Below are 25,599 nucleotides of genomic sequence, written 5' to 3' on the forward strand. Positions count from 1 at the left end.
AGAAAAACCTGCCTTCATTATGGCAGGTTATTTCTATTACTCCGATTATTTCTCCTCGTGAGGGTAGTGTTATTGGAGGGTTGGTAGATTCCTATTTTAAAAGTAGCATATGAAAAGAATTATCAGAAATTGGCTGTTCTTGGATTAAACTAGATCATATTGTTAATTACCCGGGAAATGTGAAGGGTTTTAGAGAAGTTTGTCGAAATCCTTTGGGAAATGCTGTAGATGGTTCTAATAATATAGAAATTGTCAGTTTTTAAAGTGAAGGAATAAGTAGGAGATGCCTATATCGGGTACCGATACATGATATAATTTTATTAGAAATAAATGGAAGTGTGTAAAAAGGGAGGTTGGAAATAGATGAAATGGTTGAAAAAGTTTAAAGAAGGACTTACTGGGTTGACTGATGCCATTGGACGTTTTCCTTTAACCACTTTATTTTTATTAGCTGCAGCCGTGGCTAATGCCTATTCGATTAACACAGAAAAGGATGATACGAAGTTACTTTTAACCTTTATCCTTGGTGCAATACTTAGTGCTGTCGCCCAGGTTGGTTATGAGCGATTCTTTTCTACATTTTCGTCCCGACTGGCATTAATGGGAGCGGCTATCATTCTAACGGGGGATACTTTTTCATTATTAGACCAGCTCCAAATTTAAGTACAGAGATTGAAATTAGAACCGTTGTGGCCATGTTTGCGCTGCTTTGGGCCTTCATCTGGGTGCCCGTAATCAAAAGCAGCTCCAGTTTTAATAAAAGCTTCATGATTACATTTAAGTCATTTTTTATTTCCCTCTTTTTCTCTGCTATTATCTACGGCGGGATATCGATAATCCTTGTAGCCTTTAATGAGCTGATTTTTAAGATTGGTTATACGGCTTACCCACATACTGCTAACCTTATATTTATTCTTTTTGCACCCTTGCACTTCCTATCGCTTATCCCTAATTATTCAAGGGCGAAAGACGACACGATTGATCAAGCTGCACATTGTCCAGCGTTTTTGAGAATACTGCTATCATATATTTTTATCCCACTAGTAGCGGTGTTTACACTCATCTTAGTGATCTATATTTTTAAAAATATCGGCGGGGCATTTTGGGCTGATAACTTACTTGAACCGATGCTTGTTTCTTATGCTATTACGGTTATTTTGCTTTATATCTTAGTTAGTGAGCTTGAGAATAAGTTTACGGTCTTTTTTAGAAAGGTTTTTCCCAAAGTATTAATCCCTATTGTTCTTTTTCAGATTGTCTCTTCGGTCATAAGTTTAAGTGAAACGGGTGTTACACATACTCGTTACTATGTGATTTTATTTGGTGTATTTGCTATAATCGCGGGTGTTTTATTGAGCTTTTTACCTGTACGGAAAAATGGCATGATTGCGGCCTTGTTGATTATTTTTTCAGCCATTTCGATTGTTCCTCCGGTTGATGCATTTACCATTAGTCGTAACAGTCAGATTGCAACCCTTGAGGATGAGCTCTTAAAGTATGATATGCTCGAAAATAATAAAATTAAGCCAAGCGATTCGGTTTCTGAAAAAGATAGAAGGATTATTACCAATACTGTACAGTACTTAGACCGCATGGGATATATAAAGGAGATTGTTTGGTTACCGAGGAATTTTGATGTTTATAAGGATTTTTATGATACTTTCGGGTTTCATGAGTATCAAGTGTCGGGGGATGAAAACCAGTCAGTCTATCTGACGGTGGAACCACCGCTGCCTATAAATATCGCAGGTTTTGATCAATTTATTCAAATTGCTGTTTTTAGATCCGATACCGATGGTGAAGAGGAGATTAGTGATTTTGAGAAAGAGGGTAAAACTTATACCCTGTTAAAAGATACAAAAGGGAAACGGGTTGATTTGAAATTAGTGGGAGAAAACGGTCAAGAGGTTATCAGTTTTAATACTCAAGAAATTTTTGACAAGTTCTATAATTATAATGCAACTAAGGGCACGATAACAGCGGAAGAAGCTATGTTCACAAAGGAAAACAGGCGTGCCAAACTGACGATTGTGGTGCAAAATGTAAGTATTGAAAAGCCAAATAACCAGAATAACGCAGGGTTATTTGTGTTTATTCAAATTAAATAGGAGGGCTTTTTTACTCCAAATTATTAGACCCCTCCTAGTCTGGAGGGGTTTTAAGTGTGTGGTGGAAATTATTTTTATATTAGTAATTTTCAAGAATACAGGAAAATAGATTGAACGACTTTAGGTCGAAAGAACGGTTTCTTGCAACTGCGGTCAAAAATTGTTTTATTTCCTCGAATGCTGTCATTGAAAGTGACAATTAAGGAAAGGGGGTGAGATGTTGCACTTCCGATCGTTTATTATACCAGCTCTTATGGCTGGAGCCGCATTGTTTTTGCCAAACCAAGCATCTGCCGAGAAGCCTGAGCCAAGAGAACAAGCTAGTTCGCATTTGGTGGAAGCGCAGTCTTCTTTGAAAAAGGCAGAGAATGTTGTAATCAAGGTCAACGTGCCTTCGAAACCACAACAGGCAAAACCTACAGTGGAAAAAAAGCCTGAGGTCACTGTACCAACTAGTAAAGCACAAACTCCAGCTGTCCAACGTGGGCCGAAACAAGCGGTCACTAAAAAACCAACCGCAGTACCCAAATCATTGCCTGCTCAGGCAAAAGGAAATGGAAATGGGCATTTTGCGATAAAGCAAAATGAAAGGCCCGCTGTTGTTCCCACCATTCAGGTCAAAAAAAGTGAGCCTGAAGCGAAAAAGGCTTCTACACCGACTGATGCCGAAGTGGTAAAAAGAACAACCGTTTCAAATGAGCCTGTTCCAGTCGAGTTCAAGGCTAAGAAGTTTGAGCGTATGGAACCGGTTGTACCGGTGAAGCCGGATAAGGACAAGGTCCCTGTTGAAAAGGAAGAACTTCCAACAGTAGACCAGACTCTTAACCAAACTCAGCGATCTAGCGGTTTAGGCGGCGGCCAGTCCAATGACCGTGTTAGCCAAGGTTTACATACAATTAGCTTTTTAGAAAAATGGTTTGAGTGGAATAAGGACTATGAGATCAAGCTTGTCCAGCCATTCCTTTCCCGGTATGCCCTAAAGCATCACCAATGGGTAAATGCACCGCCAGCACCACCACCGCAAACAGCTCCTTTTTATAAAACTGTTACCCGCAGCTAAAGCCTACGGAACACACAAATAAAAGGAGCGAATTTTAAAATGAAACATTATTTAAACCCTAATAAAGTTATGAAATCTTTAGTATTAGCAGGTGCATTGTCATTTGGAGTTTTTGCTGGAGGTCACTTTACACTGGCTGCTGGATTAGAGCATGGAAAAGCAGGACAAAATGCACAAGTGAAAGTTGAAAATGTGGAAAAGCATGTTAATAAGCCTGCTGTTTCTGTAAAGCCAGTTGTAAAAGAAGTTAAGGTTCAGCCTAAAGCTGAAAAAGTAGTTAAGTCTCAAGCAAGCGTTCATGCAAGCGAGACAGCAAAAGAGCATGCGAATAAAGAACACTCTGCTATTTTTAAAACACCTACCAAAACTGATGAGGCTGTAACTGAAGAAGTTCCAGTTCAAAAACCTGTAGTGGAAGAGAAGGCAGAAGCTCAAACAACTGAACCTGTTGAAGCAACTAAGGTTGAAAAAGAAGAAGTTAAAGCCGAAACTCCTAAAACAGAAGATGAAGTGTCTGTGAAAGAGGATGAAAAATCAACTGAAGTGAAAGCTGATCAAACAGTGAAATCCGAGGAAAAAGATGATGACGCTGAAGCAGTAAAAACTGAAGAAAAAGATGACGATGCAGACAAGGATGCTGATTCTAAGAAAGCCGTGAAAGGCCAAACAGCTGTGGTAAAAACGAAAGACGAAGAAGAAGCAGAGGCAACTTTGGAAGATGTTGAAAAAGAAGACGTAGCATCAACTTTAGAAGACGTTGAAAAAGAAGATGTAGAGTCAACTGTAGAAGATGTTAAAAATGAGGCTAAGGTAAATCCTTCTGCTGCAAAAAAAGCAAAATCTCAAGCAAGTGCGCATGCAAGTGCATCAGCGTGGGAGCATGCAAATAAAGAACACTCTGCTATCTTTGCTAATGGCGAAGTTTCTGAAGAGCAGCCTGCTGTTGAAGTGGAAGCAGACGATGAAGCAGTAGTGGCTCCAGAAGTGAAAGATGAAGATCAAGTAGCTGTTGAAGAAAAAACTGAAGCAACTGAAGTAGAAGCAGATGATGAAGCGGTAGTAGCTCCAGAAGTGAAAGATGAAGATCAAGTAGCTGTTGAAGAAAAAACTGAAGCAACTGAAGTGGAAGCAGACGATGAAGCAGTAGTAGCTCCAGAAGTGAAAGACGAAGATCAAGTAGCTGTTGAAGAAAAAACTGAAGCAACCGAAGTAGAAGCGGATGATGAAGCAGTAGTAGCTCCAGAAGTGAAAGATGAAGATCAAGTAGCTGTTGAAGAAAAAACTGAAGCAACCGAAGTAGAAGCGGATGATGAAGCAGTGGTAACTTCTGAAGTTGATGCAGAAGCTGCAGTAGCAGCTGAAAAGTAAGCCCATCTGTAGTAAACTAAGTAAAATCTCAGGCTCTTAAAGCTAGCGAACAAGCAAAAAAAAAACGCAGCAGTAAATTCAGCTGTCCAAGCGGTTGTGCCTGAGGATGTTGCAGTTGAGGATACATCTGTTGAAGCTGATACTCAAGAATAATTTTACGGTTTAAATTTATAAACTAAAGAGTCCCTTTCGTTCATACGAAAGGGGCTTTATTTTTTGGGGTGAAGGACAAAATAGTTTAGAGCTGCAAGGAAACTGTCCTTTACTCACTACTTCATACATATAAAGTTATTAGAGTAATTCCGATTTAAACAAAATAAAAATAAGTAACGATCCTATTGGTAAGAATAAACAATAGAAAGGGGAATATCGATGTTAGATTTAACCATTAACTGGCAAGGTAAAATGGCCTTTGCAGGAACGACCCCCTCAGGCCATGAAATCAAACTGGATGCCGCTCCGGAGGTCGGTGGGGAAAATACGGGAGGAAGACCAACCGAGCTGCTCCTCCAGGCTGTTGCTGGATGTACCGGAATGGATATTATCTCAATCCTGCATAAAATGCGCCTTGAGCCCAGCTCCTTTCAAATAGATGTCGAAGGCGAGCGGGCGGAGGAACACCCAAAACGATTTACCAACATCAACCTCCATTATGCCTTAGACGGTGACTTACCTGAAGACAAAGTCATTCGTGCGATTCAATTGTCAAAAGACAAATACTGCTCCGTCTCCCATACCTTAAATGCCGAAATCACTGTCAGCTACTCCATAAATGGGGTTAAAGGGGAAAAGACAATATGATCATGGGGACGGTTCTCCTGCTTCCAAAGCAGGAGAACCGTCCCCATGATTTTTTTTAAATAATTATTGACGGCACAAATGAAAGCGGTTATATTTAATACATAATAATAACGTCATATAACGTTATAACAAAAGGAGAGAATAAGATGAACCCAGTAAACGTCATTAACACGATTAATTCTCAAACAGAACAAGGGATTACCGAAGTATATTTAGTAGCTTGCGGTGGATCGTTGGTGGATATGTATCCATCTAAATACTTCCTTGAAAACGAAGCTAGAAAAATTGTAACAGGGCTTTACACAGCTAATGAGTTTGTTCATGCGACACCAAAAAGACTAAACAAAGATTCCCTTGTAATCGTATGTTCCCACGGCGGAAATACACCAGAATCGGTTGAAGCTGCAAAAGTAGCAAAAGAGAACGGTGCACATACCATTGGTTTAACGCATAACAATGAAGCAGCATTATTAAGCTATTCTGATCATGCCTTCGTCTATGAGTGGGGCGCAGACACGGATGTAAAAAATAACCCAATGGCCATCATCTTAGAACTAGTAGTGGAGACCCTTCATGTTACAGAAGGATATGCCCACTATGAAGCATTCCAAAACGGAATCGGAAAAATCAACGCAATCATTAAAAAAGGTGAACAACAAGTAGCCGAAAGAACGAAGGAATTTGCGGATAAGTACAAAGATGAAGAGTTATTTTATATCTTATCAAGCGGAGCGTCTTACGGACATGCTTATGGATTCGCGATTTGTTCTCTAATGGAAATGCAATGGCTGAATGCTGCATCGATCCATTCAGGTGAGTACTTCCACGGACCATTTGAAGTAACCGACAAAGAAACTCCATTTATCTTATTAATGAACGAAGGCCGCACACGTGCATTGGATGAAAGGGCAAAAACATTCCTCGGGCAGTACGCTGAAAAAGTAGAAGTAGTCGATGCGAAAGAATTAGGAATCAATACAATTGCCGATGAAGTAGTAGAGTTCTTTAACCCGATTCTTTTCTACAGCATTATGTGTGTCTATCGTGCCGCATTAGCTGATGTTCGGAATCATCCATTAGAGACTCGCCGTTATATGGGGAAAGTATCTTACTAAAATCGAGGGTGAATAATATGATGAAGGTTTTAGGTATTGGTGATAATGTCGTAGATAAATATGTTCATATTAAAACCATGTATCCAGGGGGAAATGCAGTAAACTTTAGTGTATTTGCCAAAAAATTAGGGGTGGAAGCAGCCTTTCTTGGAACATTTGGTGACGATAAAGAAGCGGAACATGTCGAAAATGTATTAAAGGAATTAGAAATTGATTTATCCCATTGCCGTCACTTTCGCGGTGAAAACGGCTGTGCCCGAGTTACACTAGAGGATGGGGACCGAGTTTTCTTAGGAAGCAATTCAGGCGGAGTGACACGAGAAAACCCATTCCAGCTAACGGAAGAGGATCTCGAGTATATCAAAGGATTTTCCATCATGCATACTGGATTGTACAGCCATACCGGACATATCATGGAAGAATTAAGCACCCTAGGTGTACCGCTGTCCTTTGATTTTTCGGATGATTTTCAGCAAGAAGAAATCGACCGAAATATCTCATATGTCGATTATGCGTTCTTCTCCTGCAGCCACCTCACACATGAGGAAACAGAGCAATTTTTAAAAGCAAATCGTAAGAAGGACGGGCAAATCTTAGTCGCCACTCGCGGCAGTGACCCGGCCATTGCCTTTGATGGTAAGGAGCACTATTATCAAGCACCGGACTTCGTAAAGGCCGTCGATACGATGGGCGCAGGGGATTCATTCATTACCGCTTTTTTACTTCACTTTTTAAAAAGTAATGATATAGCCGCATCTATGATGGAAGCCGCTCCCTTTGCTGCGAAAAGTTGTTTGGTAGAAGGCTCGTTTGGGTACGGTGTTCCATATTAATTCCCTATGGTATAGTAAAAGCTTTGCTGCTCTTCTGTTATAATGGTGATATAACGTTATAAACAAGTGGGGGTAAACCATGTTAAACGCAGAAAACCAAGAACCATTATATTTACAATTAAAAAAGGCGATCCAGGCCGCCATTTTAAATGATACGTACCAGCAGGGCGAAAAAATTCCCACTGAACCGGAATTAAGCGAGCAGTACAATGTCAGCCGGATTACCGTACGTAAAGCGGTAGAAGAGCTGGTAAAGGAAGGATACTTAATTAAACAGCAGGGGAAAGGTACCTTCGTTCATCTGCCAAAAATCGATCGTAAAATTGAGCACGTCATGGGGTTTACTGCGGCTTGTGAGGCCAATGGGTTCACTTCTCATAGTGAGGTGACGAAAAAGGAGGTTATCCAAGTGGATGCCGACCTTCGAGAGGCTTTACAGCTGGAGAAGGATGAACAAGTGATTTACATCCAAAGGAAGAGATACGCAGGAGATAGTCCCTTAATGCTCGAGAATAACTATTATCCTTATCATCGCTATTCATTTTTATTAGATGAAACGTTGACTGGGTCACTCTATGAATTGTTAAGAGTGAAGTATGACATTCATCCAGATCAATCTGGTAAAACAACCCTTGAATTGGTGTTAGCGGATGAGGAACAGGCTCAACTTTTAGAAACAAGTATTGGAAAGCCGTTGTTTTATATGAAAACGCTTATATATGATCAGCAGGGACGACCTGTACACGTAGGGAAGCAGTATATCATAGGTGACCGCTATCAATTTACTTTATAGTAAATTTGATCGATTTCCCCTTAGTTATGACGTTTTATATCGTTATGATTAAGGGGATGTCAAAAATAATAAATGACAGCGCTTTAAGTAATATCGCTGATATCTATAAAGAAACCGCTGATATCATCTAAAAAACCGCTGATAAACTGCTATTTAAAATGAGATAGAAGGTGCTTTGATGAGAAGTATAAAAAGGTTTAATGATAATACGTTATAAAACGTAACTTAAAAAGGAAATGGGGAACCACCATGGAAGCAAAAGCATTGCAGCCAACGGTCATCGAAAAGCGAAAAAAGTTGGCTTTGCCTCACAGTTACACACTCATTTTTATTATCATTATTGCAGTAGCACTCTTAACATGGATTATTCCAAGCGGGCAATTTGACCGTAAAGAGGTAACGGTAGACGGCTCACCCCGAACGGTCATTGTCCCAGGAACCTTCCACACAATCTCAAAGGTTGGGGAAAATGGAGACTTGCGCCAAGGATTATCAGGAATATTAAGTGCGCCAATGGCAGGAGTTATTAATGCTGCGGATGTTGTCGCGTTTGTTCTGATTGTCGGAGGGGCATTTGGGATCATTTTGCAGACCGGTGCGATTGACAGGGGATTGATTGCGCTCGCAAGGCGGATGAAAAATAAAGGGATCTTGGTCATCCCTATCTCTATGATTATCTTCAGTTTGGGCGGCTCTACCTTCGGGATGAGTGAAGAAACGATTCCCCTTTACGCTATCTTTATTTCATTGATGTTTGTTTTAAAATTTGATTCGATTACTGCTATTTTAATTTTATTTTTAGGTACTCAAATTGGTTATGTTGGTTCCACCTTGAACCCTTTTTCAGTGCTTATTGCTCAAGGCGTTTCCGGAGTCGAGGGCAATCCGCAATTGTGGCTTCGTTTTATAGAGTGGATTGTCTTCACCGGTGTATCGATTGCTTTTACGATGTGGTATGCCAATAGAGTAAGGAAGGATCCTAGGAAGTCAGTTGTTTATAAAAATGACAAGGAAAATCGTGAACGTTTCATTAAAGCCGACAGCGGCAAGAACATTGCTTTTTCTGGACGAGATAAATTAATTCTATCTGGATTTGTGGTTGCACTTGGCTTAATTGTATGGGGTATTCTTTCTAAAGGCTGGTATATGACGGAGATTGGTGCCGTTTTTGTAGGATTAGGACTGTATTCAGGTCTTGTCGCTAAGATGAATCAAAAAGAGTTAGCGGAAAACTTTGTTAAGGGCTGTGGCGAGTTTGTTTATGCTGCTGTTATTATTGGGCTTTCCCGTGGTATTTTAGTTCTTGCGGAAAACGGCATGATCATCGATACGATTTTAAATTCACTTGCCAATATGATGGAAGGTCTGCCGAAGTTTGCGTTTACGACAATTATGCTCATTGCTCATAATGTAATTACCTTCTTTGTTCCGTCTTCATCTGGTGAGGCAGCTTTAACGATGCCGGTAATGGCGCCATTAGCAGAGTTGGTCGGCATTAATCGGGAAGCAGCGGTAACAGCTTATCAATTCGGCAATGGGTTAACGAATCTTATCTCACCAACCGGTGGAGTGCTACTAGCAGGCTTAGCGATTGCACGGATCAGTTTTGGCCAATGGATCAAATTAATAATGAAGTTGTTCCCAATATTATGGGTAATTTCAGCTGTATTTGCAGCCATTTCCGCTTATGTTGGGATGTAAAAAAGCAAGGGGACGGTTCTTCTGCTTCCGAAGCAGGAGAACCGTCCCTTCGTTTATGTTATTTTTGTATAATCATAGGGATTTATAGCTCTTTAAAACCAGGTAATTATAACTAGTATTTTTATAAAACTTCTGAGCATTTTTGTTGCGATTTGTTTTATTTTTATATATTATCAATTCGAGATAATCATTTTCAAGAATATGAAAAAGGAGATTTAATATAAATGAATATATTAGTAGTAAAAGCAAACAACCGTCCAGCTTCTGAAGCTGTTTCTAGTAAAATGTATGAGACTTTCATGGAGAACCTTGAAGGTGTGAATGTCACCACTTATGATGTATTTGCAGAAGATATGCCTTACTTTGGCCAGGATTTATTCAACGCTTTTGGGAAATTACAATCAGGCGAAGAGTTAACAGATCTAGAACAACGTATCTTAGCAGCGAAACAAAAAGCTATGGATGCTCTATCAGCAGCTGACGTCGTGGTATTTGCTTTCCCACTATGGAACTTAACAATTCCAGCAAAATTGCATACATTCTTCGATTATGTAGCTGGAGCAGGTTTCACTTTCAAATACACTGAAGCTGGTGTAGTCGGCTTGATGTCTGACAAAAAGGCTGTTATCCTAACTGCTCGCGGCGGTATTTACTCAACACCTGAAGCAGCTCCAATGGAGATGGCAGCTACTTATATCAAAAATATGGTAGGTGGTTTATTCGGAATGGAAATCGTTGATGAAGTGATCATCGAAGGCCACAATGCTGCTCCAGATCAAGCACAAACGATTATTGCTGAAGGCTTAGCTAAAGTCGCAGAAGTAGCAAAGCGTTTCTCAACTGTTAAAGCTTAATAACAATATAAATAGGTACAGTAAGCATCCCTTGCTTTTATTACAAGGGGTGCTTTTTTCATTAATGGAGTTGCATGAGACTGTGATTACTTTAAATTAATACGATACTAAGGAACCTGCCTTTGTCTGAAAGGTAGGTTTTTTAGTATATATGGCAATAATTTAGAAAAAGAGGTTTCGGAGGATTTCCCTTATGGCTGAATTGAAATATTTAGAACCTACTGAGCTGCTTGAAAAAATATATGCCACGCTGTGTTCGGAGTATGAGGATGCCGAGCACTACAAAGATGAAAAGGACCAAAGTGAGATAGACGTTACCAAGAGAAGGTTGACGAAAAAAATATTTAACGAGTTTGTGGTGGATGAAGAGTATTTTTTAACGATGGATTCGGCCGTGTTTAAGGAAAGATATCATTTATATGAGGATGACTTTTTAAGGCTGATTAAGCAATGCAGCGAAAACCGAGTCGAGTATGAGACCTTTGTGCAAATTATCGACGACCTGATTGCCAGTGCCAAATTTCGGCTCCATGCGTTTGAACAGCTGACGGAGGAGATACAAAAATTGCAGGAAGTGGACGAACAGGAGGAGTCTGAGGAGGAAAGTGAGGAAGCGGATGAGGAATAATAGGCCTAAAGTGGGGGGGTGTGGATAGAACGTTGGAATATCTGTCGGCATGTTTTGCGGCCAAACTCTTGGGATCGTAAGTACAGCTAGTTTTCTATTACCTTCCATCTCTTATGCCCAAACTCCGTTAAATGTACCGCTGATCTCACAATTGCCAGAATTAAAGAATGGCTGCGAGGTTACTAGCTTATCCATGCTGCTTCGTTACAAAGGAATTAATGCTTCGAAAATGACACTGGCTAGTCAAGTGAAAAAAGACCCGACAAAATATCGCATATCCGGGAATACGACCTACTGGGGGAACCCGAACACCGGCTTTGTTGGGGACATCACCGGCCGTTCCATCGGGTATTCTGTTTATCATGGCCCCGTCTATCAGTTAGCAAAAAGGTATACGAATGTCATCGATCTAACAGGAAGCTCGTTTGATATCATTTTAAACAGTTAAGCAAAGGGAAGCCGGTCTGGGTAATTTCAACGAGCACCTTCGATACGGTGCCGAGCAGTCAATGGAGAACGGTCCAAACGCCAACCGGGCCGATTCGAATGACCTTCCATGAGCATAGTGTCCTGCTTACAGGTTATGACCAAAATTACGTCTACTTCAACGAACCGCTTGCGAACATTAAAAATCGCAAGGTATCCCGAGCGGCCTTCATCAGAGGTTGGGAGCAATTTGGCAGACAGGCCATTACTTATGGATCTTCAAAAGGCGTACTTGATAAACCAGGTGCAGGTACGACCATCAATGAAACTTACAATCTATCAGGCTGGTTCTTAGACGAGAGCGGTGTGTCCAAGATTGAAGTACTGGTAGACGGGAAAGTAGTCGGTCAAGCAACCTATGGCGATGCAAGAGCGGATGTAAGAAATGCTTATCCTGATTACAACAATGGGAATGCGGGCTTCCATTATGCATTGGACACGAAGAAATTGAGTAATGGAAAACATACCATAACGGTAAAGGAAACAGGTAAAAATGGCTGGACCAGCACATTACCTGGAAAGGCTGTCAACATTTCTAATGCAAAAGGAGTATTGGATACTCCAGCAGTCAATGAGAAAACAAAGGGGCAGTATAACGTAAAAGGCTGGTATTTGGACCCAAGCGGTGTCTCCAAGATTGAAATTTTGGTAGACGGAAAGGTGGTCGGTCAAGCAGTTTACGGCGATTCTAGATTGGATGTAAAAAATGCTTATCCTGGATACAACAATGCTAATGCTGGTTATCATTATGTCCTAGATACAACCAAATTCGGGGATGGAGCGCATTCGATTACTGTTAGGGAAACCGGAAAAAACGGTGTAGTGTCCACACTACCAACAAAATCATTCACGATTTCCAATGTAAGAGGCAGTCTCGATCAACCTGCACCAGGCAGCACTATCAGTGGCAGCAAAACCATTTCCGGCTGGATATTAGATCAAAGCGGTGTATCGAAAATCGAGGTACTCGTGGACGGGAAGGTCGTCGGCCAAGCGGTTTACGGGGATGCCAGACCAGATGTGAAAAAGGTATATCCTGATTTCAATAATGGTAATGCTGGCTACCATTATGTGCTGAACACGACAGGATTTAGCAATGGAAAGCATACAATCACTGTAAGGGAAACGGGGAAAACCGGCAGGATCACGACGTGGTCTGGAAGAGTCGTAACTTTCTCTAACTAACATGTAGAGGCGGATTCGTAAATGAATCGGCCTCTATTCCTTTTAGTACATGTCGAAGCCTAACTCTCAAGCCCGGCACGCAGTTTCCTGAGGGCACTCATCTTCCACTGTTTCACCGCAGAAACTGAAACCTTCTCGCGGGCAGCGATTTCCTTTACAGATAAATCCTCCACAAAGGTTGCAACTACCCATTTGGTTTCCTTTTCCGATAAGCCATCACAATAGGATAGGAGTTGTTCCTTCTCAAGCGGTATTTCGGAGCAACCCCCTTCGACCATTTCCCAATACTCCTCTTTCGGATACACATTTTCAGCTTCATATCGGGAGCGTTTGGTCAGTTCAAGTAAGAGCTTCCCTTTTATATAGCTATAAGCATAATTCGTGAAGTTTCCTTTCTCTGGGTTAAAGCCTCTTTGTGCTTCCCAGAGTCCAATTAACGCAGTTTGATAGAATTCCTCTCGGTTACGGTAAATCGATAAGGACTGTAAAATTCGATGAATCATCGGCGTATATTGTTCTACTAAATTATAAAAGTTATCCACTTCTAGATCCTTTCGGGACCCGCGCGTGTTCCAATCAATTCCTAGGTAGCTCTACCATACCGAGAAATACGATTTCCATCGAATTCCAAAATTTCTGATTTGAGAGGGGAAACGAAAGGATATCACCACTTTTGTGGCTCAAATAAGAAATTCTGAGGCGATTTTGGAAATTTTAGTGGAATTCTATATGAATTTAACTGCTGCAAATCATTGCCTGGTTAAGTACTATGACTAGTTCGAAGGGGAGACTGAACTTTTCCTAAGTCGTGGCCTGACTTTTAATCTTAATAAAAAATAACATGCACAGCTATATTCAACTCACCAGATTTTGTAAAATAGAGGTGTGGTGATTATTTGGTAACAAAAATGAAAGGGAGGGAGTTGGAGGTATGGACACAATCATAAGGATGTACCAGCATTTGGATTGGGCTAACCTTCGGATTCTAGAAACACTGAAAACTACTGGGGATCAGAACAGCGAGGCGAAACGATTATTTTCCCATATTTTGCTTGCGGAGGAGGTTTGGTTACATCGAATAAAAGGATTGGATAGTAATCCTCAAGCAATCTGGACAGAACTTAGTCTAGAAGAATGTTCAAACCTTTTGGCAAAAAATAAACAAGGTTTTTCCGAACTTCTTGAAGGTTTGTCAGAGACAGACATAGTCGTGTATAAGAATAGTACTGGTGAGGAGTTTTCGACGGCAGTTGTGGATATTCTCACGCATGTGGCACTTCATGGGCAGTATCATCGAGGGCAAATTAACCGTCTGCTGCGAGAAGAAGGATTTGAACCTGTTAATCTGGATTATATTACGTTTGTTCGTTAAAAAGAACCTATTGGACATGTGCCATGTTCCAACTGAATTTGTCCAATAGGCTCTTTTCTCAAATGTATGAATCCTCCTATATTCCTACAAAAAGTGCATCATCCACTTACAAAAATCCTCATCACAAAAGACTAAACCCAAGATCTAATCAAACGTTTGTATAGTCACCTTCCCAGTCAAAAATCCTTATTTTTTGTCAAAAAACATCCCCAAAAAGTGACATTTCAAACAGCAGAGAATCGGATATTTCGCTATGATAAAGATGTATATCCACATTCCGATGAAGGGAGCCCTTTATGAGAAATCAAGGTACACACTCAGGTTTAATCCATTCCTTTACGTCCATTCTGTCAAGTCTGCATTTCCCATGTTCGATTCATTCATGGGGCCGTCCAAGGGATCCAGAACTTCATGCTTAAACAAGCCGAAAAAACAAAACCAATCACTCCACCATTTCACTCACCCCATTGGGAAAAAATCCTTAATGAAAATAATATTTGTTTATGGTCAGTCGATGCCGGAACGCTGAAAACCTTGCAGATTTCCTCGGCGTGCCAATCTATTTTAGGCTTCTCCAAACAAGAATTTATCGAAAATGCCTGTTTGTGGGAGGAGATTCTTTATCTGAACGATAAAGACAGGGTCCTGCAACAACTGCGTTCAATAGGAAATGGTCAATCCGCAAAACTCGAATACCGAATTCAAACTCAGCATGGGGGATATAAATGGGTCTCTGATTATATATCCTCAGTTCACGATGAAAGCATGCATCTAGTACGATATGACAGAGTTATCATGGATATTGACCATCAAAAAAAGATGGAGGACGAGCTTACGTATTTATCCTTTCATGATCCCCTTACCGGGCTGTCAAACCGAAGGAAATTAGAAATGGAGCTCCAAAAGGCCCTTATCGAAGCAACAAATAACCATCACTTTGTCGGTATTTTATTTATTGATATTGACCGGTTTAAGGACATTAATGATTCGCTGGGGCACAAAATGGGCGATAAATTTATTCAAACGATGGCCAAAAGGTTAAAAGAGAATCTACGGCGAGACGATATTATCTCGCGTCAGGGCGGGGACGAGTTTGTGATTTTATTAAAAAATCTGACCAATAGCCTGGCATTAGAAGAAATGGCTACAAGAATTAGTCAGGTAATGGCGCAGCCAATCAAAATAGTCGACCATGAATATCGCCTTGCTGTCAGTATTGGGACCAGCATTTTTCCAGACCATGGCCTCGAAGCGGATGTGCTCATGATGAGGGCCGACCATGCCATGTATCTGGCAAAAGAAAATAAAACAGGAATCCAGCAATATCAAACAGGTATGTCCAAAAGCCTATCTAGAAAAATGCTGCTGGAACAATATCTTCACCGGGCTATCGAACATGATGAGTTGTATTTAGAATACCAGCCGATTATCGATGTAGGTTCGAACGAGATTATCGGTTTGGAGGCACTGCTTCGCTGGATGCATCCGGTTCTGGGGAATATCTCACCGGGGGAGTTTATCCAAATTGCCGAGGAATCGGACCTAATCATAAAACTGAGCAATTGGGTGTTATTTACCGTCTGCCGCCAACGCCGTTACTGGATGGATCAGGGGTTAGCCCCTTTTTATATTTCCATAAATGTTCCCGCACAGCAAATCCATCAAGATACTTTTATCGAAACGATTAAACGTTCGTTAAAACAGTACAAGCTGCCAGCCGAATTTTTAAAAATAGAAATTACGGAACGAACCGCTATGACGAACGTTGAGAAGACCCTAACCACGATGAGAGAGCTGCAGGAATTTGGGGTCGATATCATTTTAGATGATTTTGGCATCGGCTATTCGTCGATTAGTTATCTAGTCCAGTATCCGTTTAATACGATCAAAATCGATAAATCCTTTATCCAGGACCTTCACCATAATTCCAGCCAAAAGTCGGTTTGCCGCTCCTTGGTAGCAATGGGGAAAAACCTTGGCATGAATGTGGTGGCAGAAGGGGTGGAGGAATTCGAGCAATATCACTACTTATGCAGTATTGGCTGTGATAAAATGCAAGGCTACTATTTTAGCAGGCCCATTTCGCAGGATTTGGTCGAGAGTTTTACTAACCATATATACGCGGTAAAGCTCTAGTTAGCAACAACTATTGTTAACTAGAATTAAACTTATTCTTGGTTAAATCTTGTATTGTCATTTTTCTGGGATTACTATTAAGCTTATTATGATGACAGTGGGCATAATCATCGAATGGCGAAAAGGAACCGGGGTTCAAGGAATTAGCGATGGGCTTTTCTTAAAAATCTGAAGTGACCCCCTTTGAGTTGGACTAAACAATCCAGCTTAGGGGGTTTTTATTGTTATATCAAGGGTTTTTCAGTCATTGTCGCTTCTGCCTGTCAATAGCCGTGATTGACGACTTAAACTGTTCGAAAAATCCAAAGACGGTCGTCAATGGATCCGATTGACTTTTTCCTTTTTTACCCCACAAGAACCCCCGCGATATTATGGCTGTTTTTGCATTTTATAAAGGATATATCCCGTGAAAAGCTGGAACAAGTCCATAAAGTTTTTCGGATTTTTATTGGTTAGGACCTCAATCCTTTGCAATCGATAAGCCAAGCTGTTTCGATGGATATGAAGTTCCTTCGAAATGGCATTCATGTCGCCGCTGTTTTTAATATAGCAAATCAAGGTCTCCATCAGCTCTTGCCCTTTAGGATGTTCATCAAGTTCCATATAAAAATCAGTGATCTCTGTAAACGAGATATCTTTATTGGTTAGGTAGTCAATAAACTTTAGCTCTTGATAAACGCAAATCGCTTGCGGAAGCTCCATCCGTTCCACAATTTCAATTGCACGCCGGGCCTCATGAACGGACTTGGACACATTGGTATAGCTGCTGCCGATACCAATCTTTATCTTATCAGAGGATTGGATCGCCTCGATTCTTTTCACCACCTCACTATCACTTGGGACCACAAAAAGCATGGTGTCTTGGTTGAGCCGAAAAGAAAACTCCTGCTCTAACAGATAGGGTTCCTTTGGGATATGGCCTTTTACCACAATGGCCTTACGCTCTAAAGTTAAATTAATTCCAATCGCTTCCCCGCTGCTGATCATCCCGGGGTCATATTCCTCGCTGCGGAACACCCATTGATACAAAAATTCCTCTTTCATCTGCTCTTGAATACGCCGTTCCCTAAAAAGAAATTCCTGGTTGATTAAAAGATCAGCGGTAACCCGGACTAATTCTGCAAACGGACCGACAATGTTGGGGTCGCCGCTGATTCCGATGACGCCGATTATTTTATTGCGAAAATGGATGGGCATATTGACTCCTGGCTGGGAGTCTCCTTCCGAATGATAAATCGAGATGATGGTTCCCTGCTCGATCGCAGAAACCGCTCCCTGATGGTAGGTGCCGATCCTTTCAGGGGCGCCACTGCCAATAATTACCCCAATTTCATCCATGATATTGACATTATAGGGGATGACTTTCATTACTTTATCGGCGATCACTTGTGCTAGAGCTTGGTTGATTTTCACCTGGGTTCCCTCCATCCATTTTTACTCGGCTTAAAGTATTCTTTGAAATATTTGTTTATTTGCCCAAAAAAACACAGCGATTATTAGCAATTTGAATGATGATTTATTTGTAAGACAATTATACAATAAATAATGTAAACGGTTACTAAAAATAAAAGAAAAAGTTTTTAATACGTCTGATAAAACGTCAAGAGTTAGTCACTTGACTGATAAATATTCACTATTTTGACACATATTAAAAGTATTTTTGGTCAAATGACTAAAAACAAAAAGTTAAACTTTATCAAACTGAACGAAGATATTTTCACCGAAACCGTTTACGATAGTTATGTGAAGTGATTCGCGAACTCAAAGAATGAATCATTACATGTCATTAATTTGTCATACCATTCGCATATTTGTTTACAGAATAAAGGTTATTATGATTACGAAGTTGGAAATAGGGTTTGTCGTAAAATAATAATCTTTTATAAAAACAGAATATGTGAAGGGATTCACAAATGCAGCTATTTTATTATCTTTTTCCAAAGCAAGAATCTTAAAAGCTGGGAGGAGTTTTACGAATGTTTAAGCCAAAAGGGGTTATCCCTGCATTAGTCACACCATTAGATAAAAAAGGTCAATTGATGGAAGAAGCATTACGAAATGTCATCGATTACACCATTGCAGGCGGTGTCCATGGATTATTTATTCTAGGATCGAGCGGAGAAATTTACGGTTTAACACCTGAGCAAAAACGCCGTGTCGTGGAAGTAACCGTGGATCACACTGCTGGAAGAGTTCCTGTTTATTGTGGGGCTAGTGAAATCACCACGAGAGACTGTATTCAAACAGCTCAAATGGTTGAAGAAATTGGCGGCGTGTCAGCATTATCTGTCCTTACTCCATATTTTATGTCACCAACCCAAACGGAGTTAGCCGAGCACTTTAAAGCAATTGCCAAGTCAACAAACTTACCCATAATTCTTTATGGGAACGAAGCTCGTACCCAAGTAAAAATTGATGTGAAAACTTGTGAAGAACTCAGTAAGGTAGACAACATTATTGGAATTAAAGACTCAAGCGGAGATATGACGAAAACGGCTGAGTACTTAAGGGTAACTCCTCGCGAATCATTTTCCGTTTTACTTGGACGCGACACACTTATTTATGCAGGTTTATGTCACGGTGCCACAGGTGCCATCGCGAGCACAGGAAATATCGCTCCTAAATTAGTAGCAGATATTTACAATACGTTTGTGGCCGGCGATTATCAAAAATCACTAGAATTGCAGTTTAAACTGGCTCCGTTACGCTTAGCCGTGGACAAAGCAACATTCCCAGTTGTGTTAAAAGAAGGTTTAAGAATGGTAGGAATAGATGTGGGCTATGCATTTGCTCCTGCAGCAGAGATGAATCCAGAAAGTAAGCAATTATTGGCCAATGTTTTAAAAGATTTAGAGTTATACCAAACCATTTAATTTCTCCAAGAGAGGAAGAAAGACTATGCCATTAGTTTATGTTGCATTAGCGGTTGCTCTTATTTTGGTTTTAATGATGCCATTAAAAATGAACGGTTTTATTGCTTTAATCATTGCTGCTTTATTTGTAGGCTTTCTCCAAGGGATGCCTGCCGACAAATTACTCGAGTCCATTTATGGAGGAATCGGCGGTCAGCTTGATGAATTGATTTTGATTTTAGGATTTGGAGCGATGTTAGGTACTGTTATGGCGGATGCTGGAGCAGCCCAACGGATTGCTACCACCTTGATAAACAAGATGGGACTTAAACGAGTTCAAATCGCGATGTTGATTGCGGCTTACATTCTCGGGATTACAATGTTCTACGAAGTAGCGTTTGTGTTATTGATTCCGTTAGTTTTCACAGTAGCCCGTCAAACTAAATTAAATTTACTTTGGGTAGCCCTTCCAACATCGATTGGTTTATCGACTACACATAGCTTCCTGCCGCCGCACCCAGGACCGGCAGCTGTTGTCAATACGTTCGGTGCAAGCATGGGCTTAACATTATTGTATGGTCTAATCATTGCGATTCCTGTGGGTTGTTTCATCGCACTAGCCTGGCCAAGATTGCCATTTATTAAAAAGATGAATCCTATGATCCCAGAAGGAATCGGGAGCACGAAAACTTTTAAAGAAGAAGAGATGCCAAGCTTTTTGGCTAGTATTACAGCAGCTCTTGTCCCTGTTATTCTGATTGGCGCATCTGCCGTCTGTGAAGTGTTTTTACCAGAAAAAAATGGTTTTAGACATATGATGGAATTCTTTGGCTCACCGACCATTGCCTTAATGATCTCCCTGTTGCTTTCCTTCTATTTACTTGGAAGACGGGTAGGCCGTTCATTGAAGGATGTTATGCAATCCTGCTCGAATAGCGTGAAGCCAATGGCTATGATCATTCTTGTAATCGGGGCCGGCGGTGCATTTAAACAAGTATTGGTAGACAGTGGTATTGCTGATTATATCAAAGACTTAACAAATGGGTGGGATATTTCACCAATTATCCTTGCTTGGTTAATCGCTGCTATTTTACGTATTGCTCTAGGATCTGCCACTGTAGCGGTTATGACTGCCGCTGGTGTGGTGCTGCCAATCGCTCAAGCCTCTGGTATTAGCTTAGAATTGATGACTCTTGCTGTAACTTGCGGCAGTATTGCTTTTTCACACGTAACAGACCCTGGCTTCTGGATGTTTAAAGAGTATCTCAACCTATCTGTCGGTGAGGCCATTAAGGTTAGAACGACTTATACAACCGCGCTCTCTATCTTGGGATTAGCCGGTGTATTAATTCTTAATATTTTTATCGGATAATCTTTTGAGTCAACCGGGCAGTAAATCATCAATTATCTCATCCCATTGGGAGTTTGCTGCCCGCTATGGTATCAAAAATAGAAAAGCGGAAGCGCATAAATAGCGAATTACACTAGTCGCTGGGGGGCGCTGGAGCTAGACACTTATCTAAATAAGAAAAGTACAATCTTGTACTCTCTTTTAATAAAAAAATTTGTAGGAGTGAAGTAGATTATGAAGAAAATTGGATTTATTGGATTAGGAATTATGGGTAAGCCGATGAGCAAAAACTTGATCAAAGCTGGTTACCAGTTAATCGTTAGTGATTTTAATAAAGAGGCAGTCAAAGAACTTGAACAACTAGGAGCTGAAGTAGAATCAACGCCAAAGGCAATCGCTGAAAAAGCAGATATCGTCATCACGATGCTTCCAAATTCTCCAAACGTAAAAGCTGTTGCATTGGGAGAAAACGGGCTGATTGAAGGCGCACGTGATGGATTAATTTACATTGACATGAGTTCCATCGCACCAGCTGCTTCTCAAGAAGTATATCGTTCATTAATTGAAAAGGGCGTTGAAATGTTAGATGCTCCTGTCAGCGGCGGCGAGCCAAAGGCAATTGATGGAACCATCTCTGTTATGGTTGGCGGTAAGAAAGAAGTTTTTGAAGAAGTGAAAGAGGTATTAGCCTCAATGGCTGGATCGGTTGTCCATGTTGGTGAAATCGGTGCAGGTAACGTCACAAAGCTTGCTAACCAAGTCATCGTAGCCTTAAACATTGCAGCTGTTTCGGAAGCATTCGTGTTAGCGCAAAAAGCTGGTGTAAATCCAGAAGCTGTTTATCAAGCGATTCGCGGCGGTTTAGCTGGAAGCACAGTATTAGATGCCAAAGCGCCAATGATGCTAGATCGTAACTTCGACCCAGGTTTCCGAATCAACTTACACATTAAAGATTTAACAAACGCAATGGAAACGAGCCATGAGTTCGGTGCTCCAGCTCCGTTAACAGCAGCTGTATTAGAAATGATGTATGCACTGAAAGTAGATGGTCATGAATTTGAAGACCACAGCAGTCTATTAAAATACTATGAAAAGTTAGCTAACGTTGAAATTTCTCGTTAAATAGATTGAAAAACACATAGAGAACGCACCAATAATTAGAATTATGTGTTCTCTCCTTTTAAAAGGAAGAAAGTATAAAAGTTTTTTGACTTTGAGAATTGTCCAGCTCCAGCGCCTAGCCCCTCGAGGTCACAAGCTTATCCAGTTGCGGCTCCTTGGGACGCAAGTCTAGCCATCCCCTGAAGAAGGCAAAAAGCGCCTTCTTGCAGTGGCCGTCTTATGCCTTCGTCCCAGGGCAGTCGCCTCCACATTTAGTTCAATCCGTCCAAAGGGTTATAAAGCAACCTTTCGGCCGGCTCGTCTTGTGCTTGGCTACAGAAAGCTATTGCTTTCTGTACGCATTAAGCGCGACTAGTCTCTGGCTTTGCCTTCGCTGGCCAGTCGACAAGTCGCCCTATATCGGGGCTGACCAAGGCGCTTGCGCTTTTCTTTAAAAACTAAACCATTTTGATTGGAGAAAATCCCCATGAATACAGTTGAGAAAGTTATTAACGCTACTCCAGTTGTGACAGAAATGGAAGTATATCCGGTGGCCGGCCATGACAGTATGTTATTAAATCTTAGCGGTGCACACGGCGCTTATTTTACAAGGAATATTGTCATCTTAAAAGATAACACTGGAAATGTCGGTGTTGGTGAAGTACCAGGCGGCGAAGGAATTCGGAAAACACTTGAGGATGCAAAAGCGATTGTAATCGGTTCATCAATAGGTAACTATAACAATATTTTAAATAAGGTACGAAAAGAATTTGCTGGCCGTGATTCAGCGGGCCGCGGTTTACAAACGTTTGATTTACGGATTACGATTCATGCTGTTACTGCGATTGAGGCTGCATTGCTTGATCTTTTAGGAAAGCACTTAAATGTTCCAGTTGCTGCTCTTCTAGGTGAAGGCCAGCAGCGCGACAAAGTAAAGACCCTTGGTTATTTGTTCTACATTGGCGATTGCAATCGGACGGATCTTCCTTATTACAGCAACCCTGATTCTGAAGTAGAATGGTACCGCATCCGCCATGAAGAAGCGTTAACTCCTGAAGCGGTTGTCCGTCTTGCTGAAGCTTCACAAGCCCTTTATGGCTTCAAAGACTTCAAACTTAAAGGCGGCGTGTTAGAAGGGAAAGAAGAAATTAAAGCGATTAAGGCACTAAAAGAAAGATTCCCAGATGCAAGAATTACCCTTGATCCAAATGGTGCATGGTCATTGAAAGAAGCAGTTGAGCTTTGCAAAGATTTGCATGGAATTCTAACTTATGCGGAAGATCCTTGTGGTGCTGAAAATGGATATTCAGGCCGTGAAGTGATGGCTGAGTTTAGAAGACAAACAGGTCTTCCAACTGCAACCAACATGATTGCTACGGATTGGCGGCAGATGGGTCATACGATTTCCCTGCAATCAGTGGATATCCCGCTTGCGGATCCGCACTTCTGGACGATGCAAGGTTCAGTGCGTGTAGCGCAAATGTGTAATGATTGGGGCCTAACTTGGGGGTCTCACTCCAATAACCACTTTGACATCTCCCTTGCGATGTTTACCCATGTTGCAGCAGCAGCACCTGGTGAAATCACGGCGATTGATACACACTGGATTTGGCAGGAAGGCATTGAGCGCTTAACGAAGGATCCATTCCAAATTGTTGACGGACATTTAACGATTCCCGATAAGCCAGGCTTAGGGGTAGAAGTTGATAGGGATCAAATCATGAAGGCTCATGAATTATATAACAACATGGGATTAAACTCGCGTGACGACTCTGTCGGAATGCAATTCTACATCCCTGGCTGGAAGTTTGACAACAAGCGCCCATGTTTGGTTCGATAAAAAGAAAGGTGTAAGCCCCTTTGTCGTAAATATTTTTTCAAATTAACCGTAAAGGACAGATGGTTATGAAGTTTGTACTAGCGCCTGATTCGTTTAAAGAGAGTATGACGGCGAAAGATGCTGCCCTTGCAATGGAAAGAGGGGTCCGGAAGGTTTTTCCTGATGCGGAATGTGTGATTGTTCCGATGGCTGACGGCGGGGAAGGTACGGTCGAATCTCTCGTCAGTATGACAAACGGGGAGATCATCAAGACGGAGGTGCTTGGACCGCTAGGCGAGAAAGTTATTGCCGAATACGGTCTCTTGGGAGAAGGGCAAACCGCTGTTATTGAGATGGCAAGTGCAAGTGGATTGGAATTACTTAAACCTGAAGACCGCGATCCTCTATTGACGACTACATTTGGAACCGGACAATTAATCAAGCATGCATTGGACAAGGGTGTCAGCCGGTTTTTAATCGGAATCGGCGGCAGTGCAACAAATGATGGCGGGGCAGGAATGCTTCAGGCACTGGGTGTTTCCTTTAAAGATGAACATGGTGAAGAGCTTGTCTTTGGCGGCGGTGCCTTGAAACGGCTTCATACGATTAATGTAAGCGGTTTGGATGAACGAATAAAAAATGTCAAAATGGACGTGGCCTGTGATGTGACCAATCCGTTAATTGGTGAAAACGGCGCCTCCGCGATTTTTGGTCCCCAAAAAGGGGCAACTCCTGAGGTCGTGCAGGTCCTTGATCAAAATTTAGCTCATTTTGCGGAAGTAATGAAGGCGCAGCTGGGTAAGGATATCGCTCATATGGAGGGTGCCGGAGCAGCCGGTGGACTTGGTGCTGGGTTGATGGCCTTTTTAAATGCTCAGTTGAAAAAGGGTGTCGACCTTGTGATAGAGTATACCGGCCTTGAGGAGCGCGTCCAAGGTGCGGATTATGTGTTTACAGGGGAAGGCAGTATTGATGGGCAGACACTTTTTGGGAAGACTCCATATGGCGTAGCGAAGATTGCAAAGAAGTATTCCATCCCGGTGATTGCGTTTGCCGGCCGAATTGGCAAAGGTGTTGAGCCTTTGTATGAGAACGGGTTTACGGCGATTATTGGTATTTTGACGGGTGTGACCTCTTTAGAGGATGCTTTGGAAGCTGGAGAGGCCAATATTGAGTTTGCAGCAGAAAATATCTGCCGAGTATTAAAGGTATAAATTTGATGATGCTGCCAAGTTTTTCTTGGCGGCTATTTTTTTAAGAGCCCAGGTGGAATTTGTAACTTGAACCTTTTTTCATTTAAGGTAATAATGGAAGAGATTACAAATCAGATTGTGACCCGAGGAGCCTAATATGAAAGACCCTTCGAAAAAAATAAATGTTGAAATCGTTCAGCGTCATACATTATCAAAGCAGGTAATGGAAAGTATTGTCCAGCTATTAATTAGCGGTCAGCTCAAACCAGGTGATAGGCTGCCGACAGAAATGGAATTATTGGAGATCTTAGATGTCAGCCGTCCGGTCCTGCGTGAGGCGCTTAGTTCCTTAGAGTCCCTGGGCGTTATAACCCGTAAAACGCGGGAGGGGACATTTTTTAATAATAAAATCAGCAGCCACCCCTTTTCGGTCATGCTGGCGTTAGCACATGATAATCTGCAGGCATTGGTAGAGGCGCGGATGGCATTGGAGTTAGGGCTCATCACGATGGCGGCTGAGAAAATTAGTGAGGAAGAGCTCGCAAGATTAAAGCAGACGATTGATATCATCGAGAATTGTCAAGATGGTAACTATGGGGAAGCCGATATGGAATTTCACCGCATTATCGCGTTAAGTGCCGATAATCCGATTGTCGAAGGGATGATTGATTCATTAATCGTGACGCTTGTGAAGATTAATAGTGAGATTAAGGTCCGTGAACCGGAGCGGACTGTCCGCCATCATACGGCGATTTATGAAGCACTCGCTAACCGAGACCCCTTTGAAGCCTTCCACCAAATGTACCTCCACCTCGATTACGTCCGTCAGAAGGTACTGAAAGG

Annotated in this window: 24 protein-coding genes; 22 read left to right on the forward strand and 2 right to left on the reverse strand. The window is 41.5% G+C overall.

What is annotated here, in order from left to right; translation table 11 throughout:
* Positions 1 to 363 precede the first annotated feature (363 nt).
* The 13 genes from AAHB15_RS15235 (at position 364) to AAHB15_RS15295 (ending at position 12,932) form a co-directional block, all read left to right on the forward strand.
* Entirely contained in the window at positions 364 to 663 is a 300-nt protein-coding gene (locus AAHB15_RS15235; protein ID WP_342042735.1) for a hypothetical protein, read from the forward strand.
* Positions 664 to 695: 32 nt separating this feature from the next.
* On the forward strand, positions 696 to 2,108 hold the full coding sequence (locus AAHB15_RS15240; RefSeq protein WP_446715870.1) for a DUF4153 domain-containing protein: 1,413 nt from the start codon (positions 696 to 698) through the stop codon (positions 2,106 to 2,108).
* A gap of 217 nt (positions 2,109 to 2,325) precedes the next feature.
* On the forward strand, positions 2,326 to 3,168 hold the full coding sequence (locus tag AAHB15_RS15245; RefSeq protein ID WP_342042737.1) for a hypothetical protein: 843 nt from the start codon (positions 2,326 to 2,328) through the stop codon (positions 3,166 to 3,168).
* Between the two features lie 39 nt (positions 3,169 to 3,207).
* Positions 3,208 to 4,536, forward strand: coding sequence for a hypothetical protein (locus tag AAHB15_RS15250; RefSeq protein WP_342042738.1), 1,329 nt, complete (start codon positions 3,208 to 3,210; stop codon positions 4,534 to 4,536).
* A gap of 372 nt (positions 4,537 to 4,908) precedes the next feature.
* Positions 4,909 to 5,337 carry an OsmC family protein gene (locus AAHB15_RS15255; RefSeq protein ID WP_342042739.1) on the forward strand — a complete coding sequence of 143 codons (429 nt, stop codon included), beginning with the start codon at positions 4,909 to 4,911 and terminating at the stop codon, positions 5,335 to 5,337.
* A gap of 146 nt (positions 5,338 to 5,483) precedes the next feature.
* Positions 5,484 to 6,452 carry an SIS domain-containing protein gene (locus AAHB15_RS15260; protein ID WP_335575214.1) on the forward strand — a complete coding sequence of 323 codons (969 nt, stop codon included), beginning with the start codon at positions 5,484 to 5,486 and terminating at the stop codon, positions 6,450 to 6,452.
* A gap of 17 nt (positions 6,453 to 6,469) precedes the next feature.
* The gene (locus tag AAHB15_RS15265) at positions 6,470 to 7,285 is read left to right on the forward strand and encodes a fructoselysine 6-kinase (RefSeq protein ID WP_342042740.1); all 816 of its coding nucleotides are present in this window, start codon (positions 6,470 to 6,472) and stop codon (positions 7,283 to 7,285) included.
* A gap of 79 nt (positions 7,286 to 7,364) precedes the next feature.
* The gene (locus AAHB15_RS15270; protein ID WP_335575216.1) at positions 7,365 to 8,078 is read left to right on the forward strand and encodes a GntR family transcriptional regulator; all 714 of its coding nucleotides are present in this window, start codon (positions 7,365 to 7,367) and stop codon (positions 8,076 to 8,078) included.
* Between the two features lie 249 nt (positions 8,079 to 8,327).
* Positions 8,328 to 9,779, forward strand: a complete 1,452-nt coding sequence (locus AAHB15_RS15275; RefSeq protein WP_342042741.1) for a YfcC family protein — start codon at positions 8,328 to 8,330, stop codon at positions 9,777 to 9,779.
* A gap of 224 nt (positions 9,780 to 10,003) precedes the next feature.
* Positions 10,004 to 10,633, forward strand: coding sequence for an FMN-dependent NADH-azoreductase (locus AAHB15_RS15280; RefSeq protein ID WP_342042742.1), 630 nt, complete (start codon positions 10,004 to 10,006; stop codon positions 10,631 to 10,633).
* A 193-nt stretch (positions 10,634 to 10,826) separates the two neighbouring features.
* The gene (locus tag AAHB15_RS15285) at positions 10,827 to 11,261 is read left to right on the forward strand and encodes a hypothetical protein (RefSeq protein ID WP_342042743.1); all 435 of its coding nucleotides are present in this window, start codon (positions 10,827 to 10,829) and stop codon (positions 11,259 to 11,261) included.
* A 49-nt stretch (positions 11,262 to 11,310) separates the two neighbouring features.
* Positions 11,311 to 11,709: a C39 family peptidase gene (locus tag AAHB15_RS15290; RefSeq protein WP_335575220.1), complete on the forward strand. Its 399-nt coding sequence runs from the start codon at positions 11,311 to 11,313 to the stop codon at positions 11,707 to 11,709.
* Positions 11,710 to 11,756: 47 nt separating this feature from the next.
* Positions 11,757 to 12,932 carry an Ig-like domain-containing protein gene (locus tag AAHB15_RS15295; RefSeq protein ID WP_342042744.1) on the forward strand — a complete coding sequence of 392 codons (1,176 nt, stop codon included), beginning with the start codon at positions 11,757 to 11,759 and terminating at the stop codon, positions 12,930 to 12,932.
* 59 nt (positions 12,933 to 12,991) lie between these two features.
* On the opposite strand, the gene AAHB15_RS15300 is transcribed toward AAHB15_RS15295, so the two are convergent.
* Entirely contained in the window at positions 12,992 to 13,474 is a 483-nt protein-coding gene (locus tag AAHB15_RS15300; RefSeq protein WP_335575223.1) for a sigma-70 family RNA polymerase sigma factor, read from the reverse strand.
* Between the two features lie 389 nt (positions 13,475 to 13,863).
* Here AAHB15_RS15300 and AAHB15_RS15305 point away from each other — a divergent pair, with 389 nt between their 5' ends.
* The 3 genes from AAHB15_RS15305 (at position 13,864) to AAHB15_RS15315 (ending at position 16,440) form a co-directional block, all read left to right on the forward strand.
* Positions 13,864 to 14,304, forward strand: coding sequence for a DinB family protein (locus AAHB15_RS15305; protein WP_335575224.1), 441 nt, complete (start codon positions 13,864 to 13,866; stop codon positions 14,302 to 14,304).
* Positions 14,305 to 14,600: 296 nt separating this feature from the next.
* Positions 14,601 to 14,723 carry a hypothetical protein gene (locus AAHB15_RS15310; RefSeq protein ID WP_342042745.1) on the forward strand — a complete coding sequence of 41 codons (123 nt, stop codon included), beginning with the start codon at positions 14,601 to 14,603 and terminating at the stop codon, positions 14,721 to 14,723.
* Positions 14,716 to 16,440: a putative bifunctional diguanylate cyclase/phosphodiesterase gene (locus AAHB15_RS15315; RefSeq protein WP_342042746.1), complete on the forward strand. Its 1,725-nt coding sequence runs from the start codon at positions 14,716 to 14,718 to the stop codon at positions 16,438 to 16,440. Before AAHB15_RS15310 ends, AAHB15_RS15315 begins: the two co-directional genes overlap by 8 nt.
* 369 nt (positions 16,441 to 16,809) lie before the next feature.
* On the opposite strand, the gene AAHB15_RS15320 is transcribed toward AAHB15_RS15315, so the two are convergent.
* The gene (locus AAHB15_RS15320; RefSeq protein ID WP_342042747.1) at positions 16,810 to 17,853 is read right to left on the reverse strand and encodes a CdaR family transcriptional regulator; all 1,044 of its coding nucleotides are present in this window, start codon (positions 17,851 to 17,853) and stop codon (positions 16,810 to 16,812) included.
* Positions 17,854 to 18,416: 563 nt separating this feature from the next.
* Between AAHB15_RS15320 and dapA the strand changes: the two genes are divergently transcribed.
* From dapA to AAHB15_RS15350, 6 genes are all read left to right on the forward strand, one after another.
* On the forward strand, positions 18,417 to 19,313 hold the full coding sequence (dapA, locus tag AAHB15_RS15325; RefSeq protein WP_342042748.1) for a 4-hydroxy-tetrahydrodipicolinate synthase: 897 nt from the start codon (positions 18,417 to 18,419) through the stop codon (positions 19,311 to 19,313).
* Between the two features lie 25 nt (positions 19,314 to 19,338).
* Positions 19,339 to 20,664 carry a gluconate:H+ symporter gene (locus tag AAHB15_RS15330; protein WP_342042749.1) on the forward strand — a complete coding sequence of 442 codons (1,326 nt, stop codon included), beginning with the start codon at positions 19,339 to 19,341 and terminating at the stop codon, positions 20,662 to 20,664.
* A gap of 213 nt (positions 20,665 to 20,877) precedes the next feature.
* The gene (gene garR / locus AAHB15_RS15335) at positions 20,878 to 21,765 is read left to right on the forward strand and encodes a 2-hydroxy-3-oxopropionate reductase (RefSeq protein WP_342042750.1); all 888 of its coding nucleotides are present in this window, start codon (positions 20,878 to 20,880) and stop codon (positions 21,763 to 21,765) included.
* A 466-nt stretch (positions 21,766 to 22,231) separates the two neighbouring features.
* Complete coding sequence (gene gudD / locus AAHB15_RS15340) at positions 22,232 to 23,584, forward strand: glucarate dehydratase (RefSeq protein WP_335575563.1); 1,353 nt, start codon at positions 22,232 to 22,234, stop codon at positions 23,582 to 23,584.
* Positions 23,585 to 23,649: 65 nt separating this feature from the next.
* Positions 23,650 to 24,777 carry a glycerate kinase gene (locus tag AAHB15_RS15345; protein WP_342042751.1) on the forward strand — a complete coding sequence of 376 codons (1,128 nt, stop codon included), beginning with the start codon at positions 23,650 to 23,652 and terminating at the stop codon, positions 24,775 to 24,777.
* 136 nt (positions 24,778 to 24,913) lie between these two features.
* A partial coding sequence (locus tag AAHB15_RS15350) for a FadR/GntR family transcriptional regulator (RefSeq protein ID WP_342042752.1) occupies positions 24,914 to 25,599 on the forward strand: 686 nt, incomplete at its 3' end.

The organism is Bacillus sp. OTU2372 (assembly GCF_038440275.1).
In the GTDB taxonomy this organism is placed as follows: domain Bacteria; phylum Bacillota; class Bacilli; order Bacillales; family Cytobacillaceae; genus Neobacillus; species Neobacillus bataviensis_B.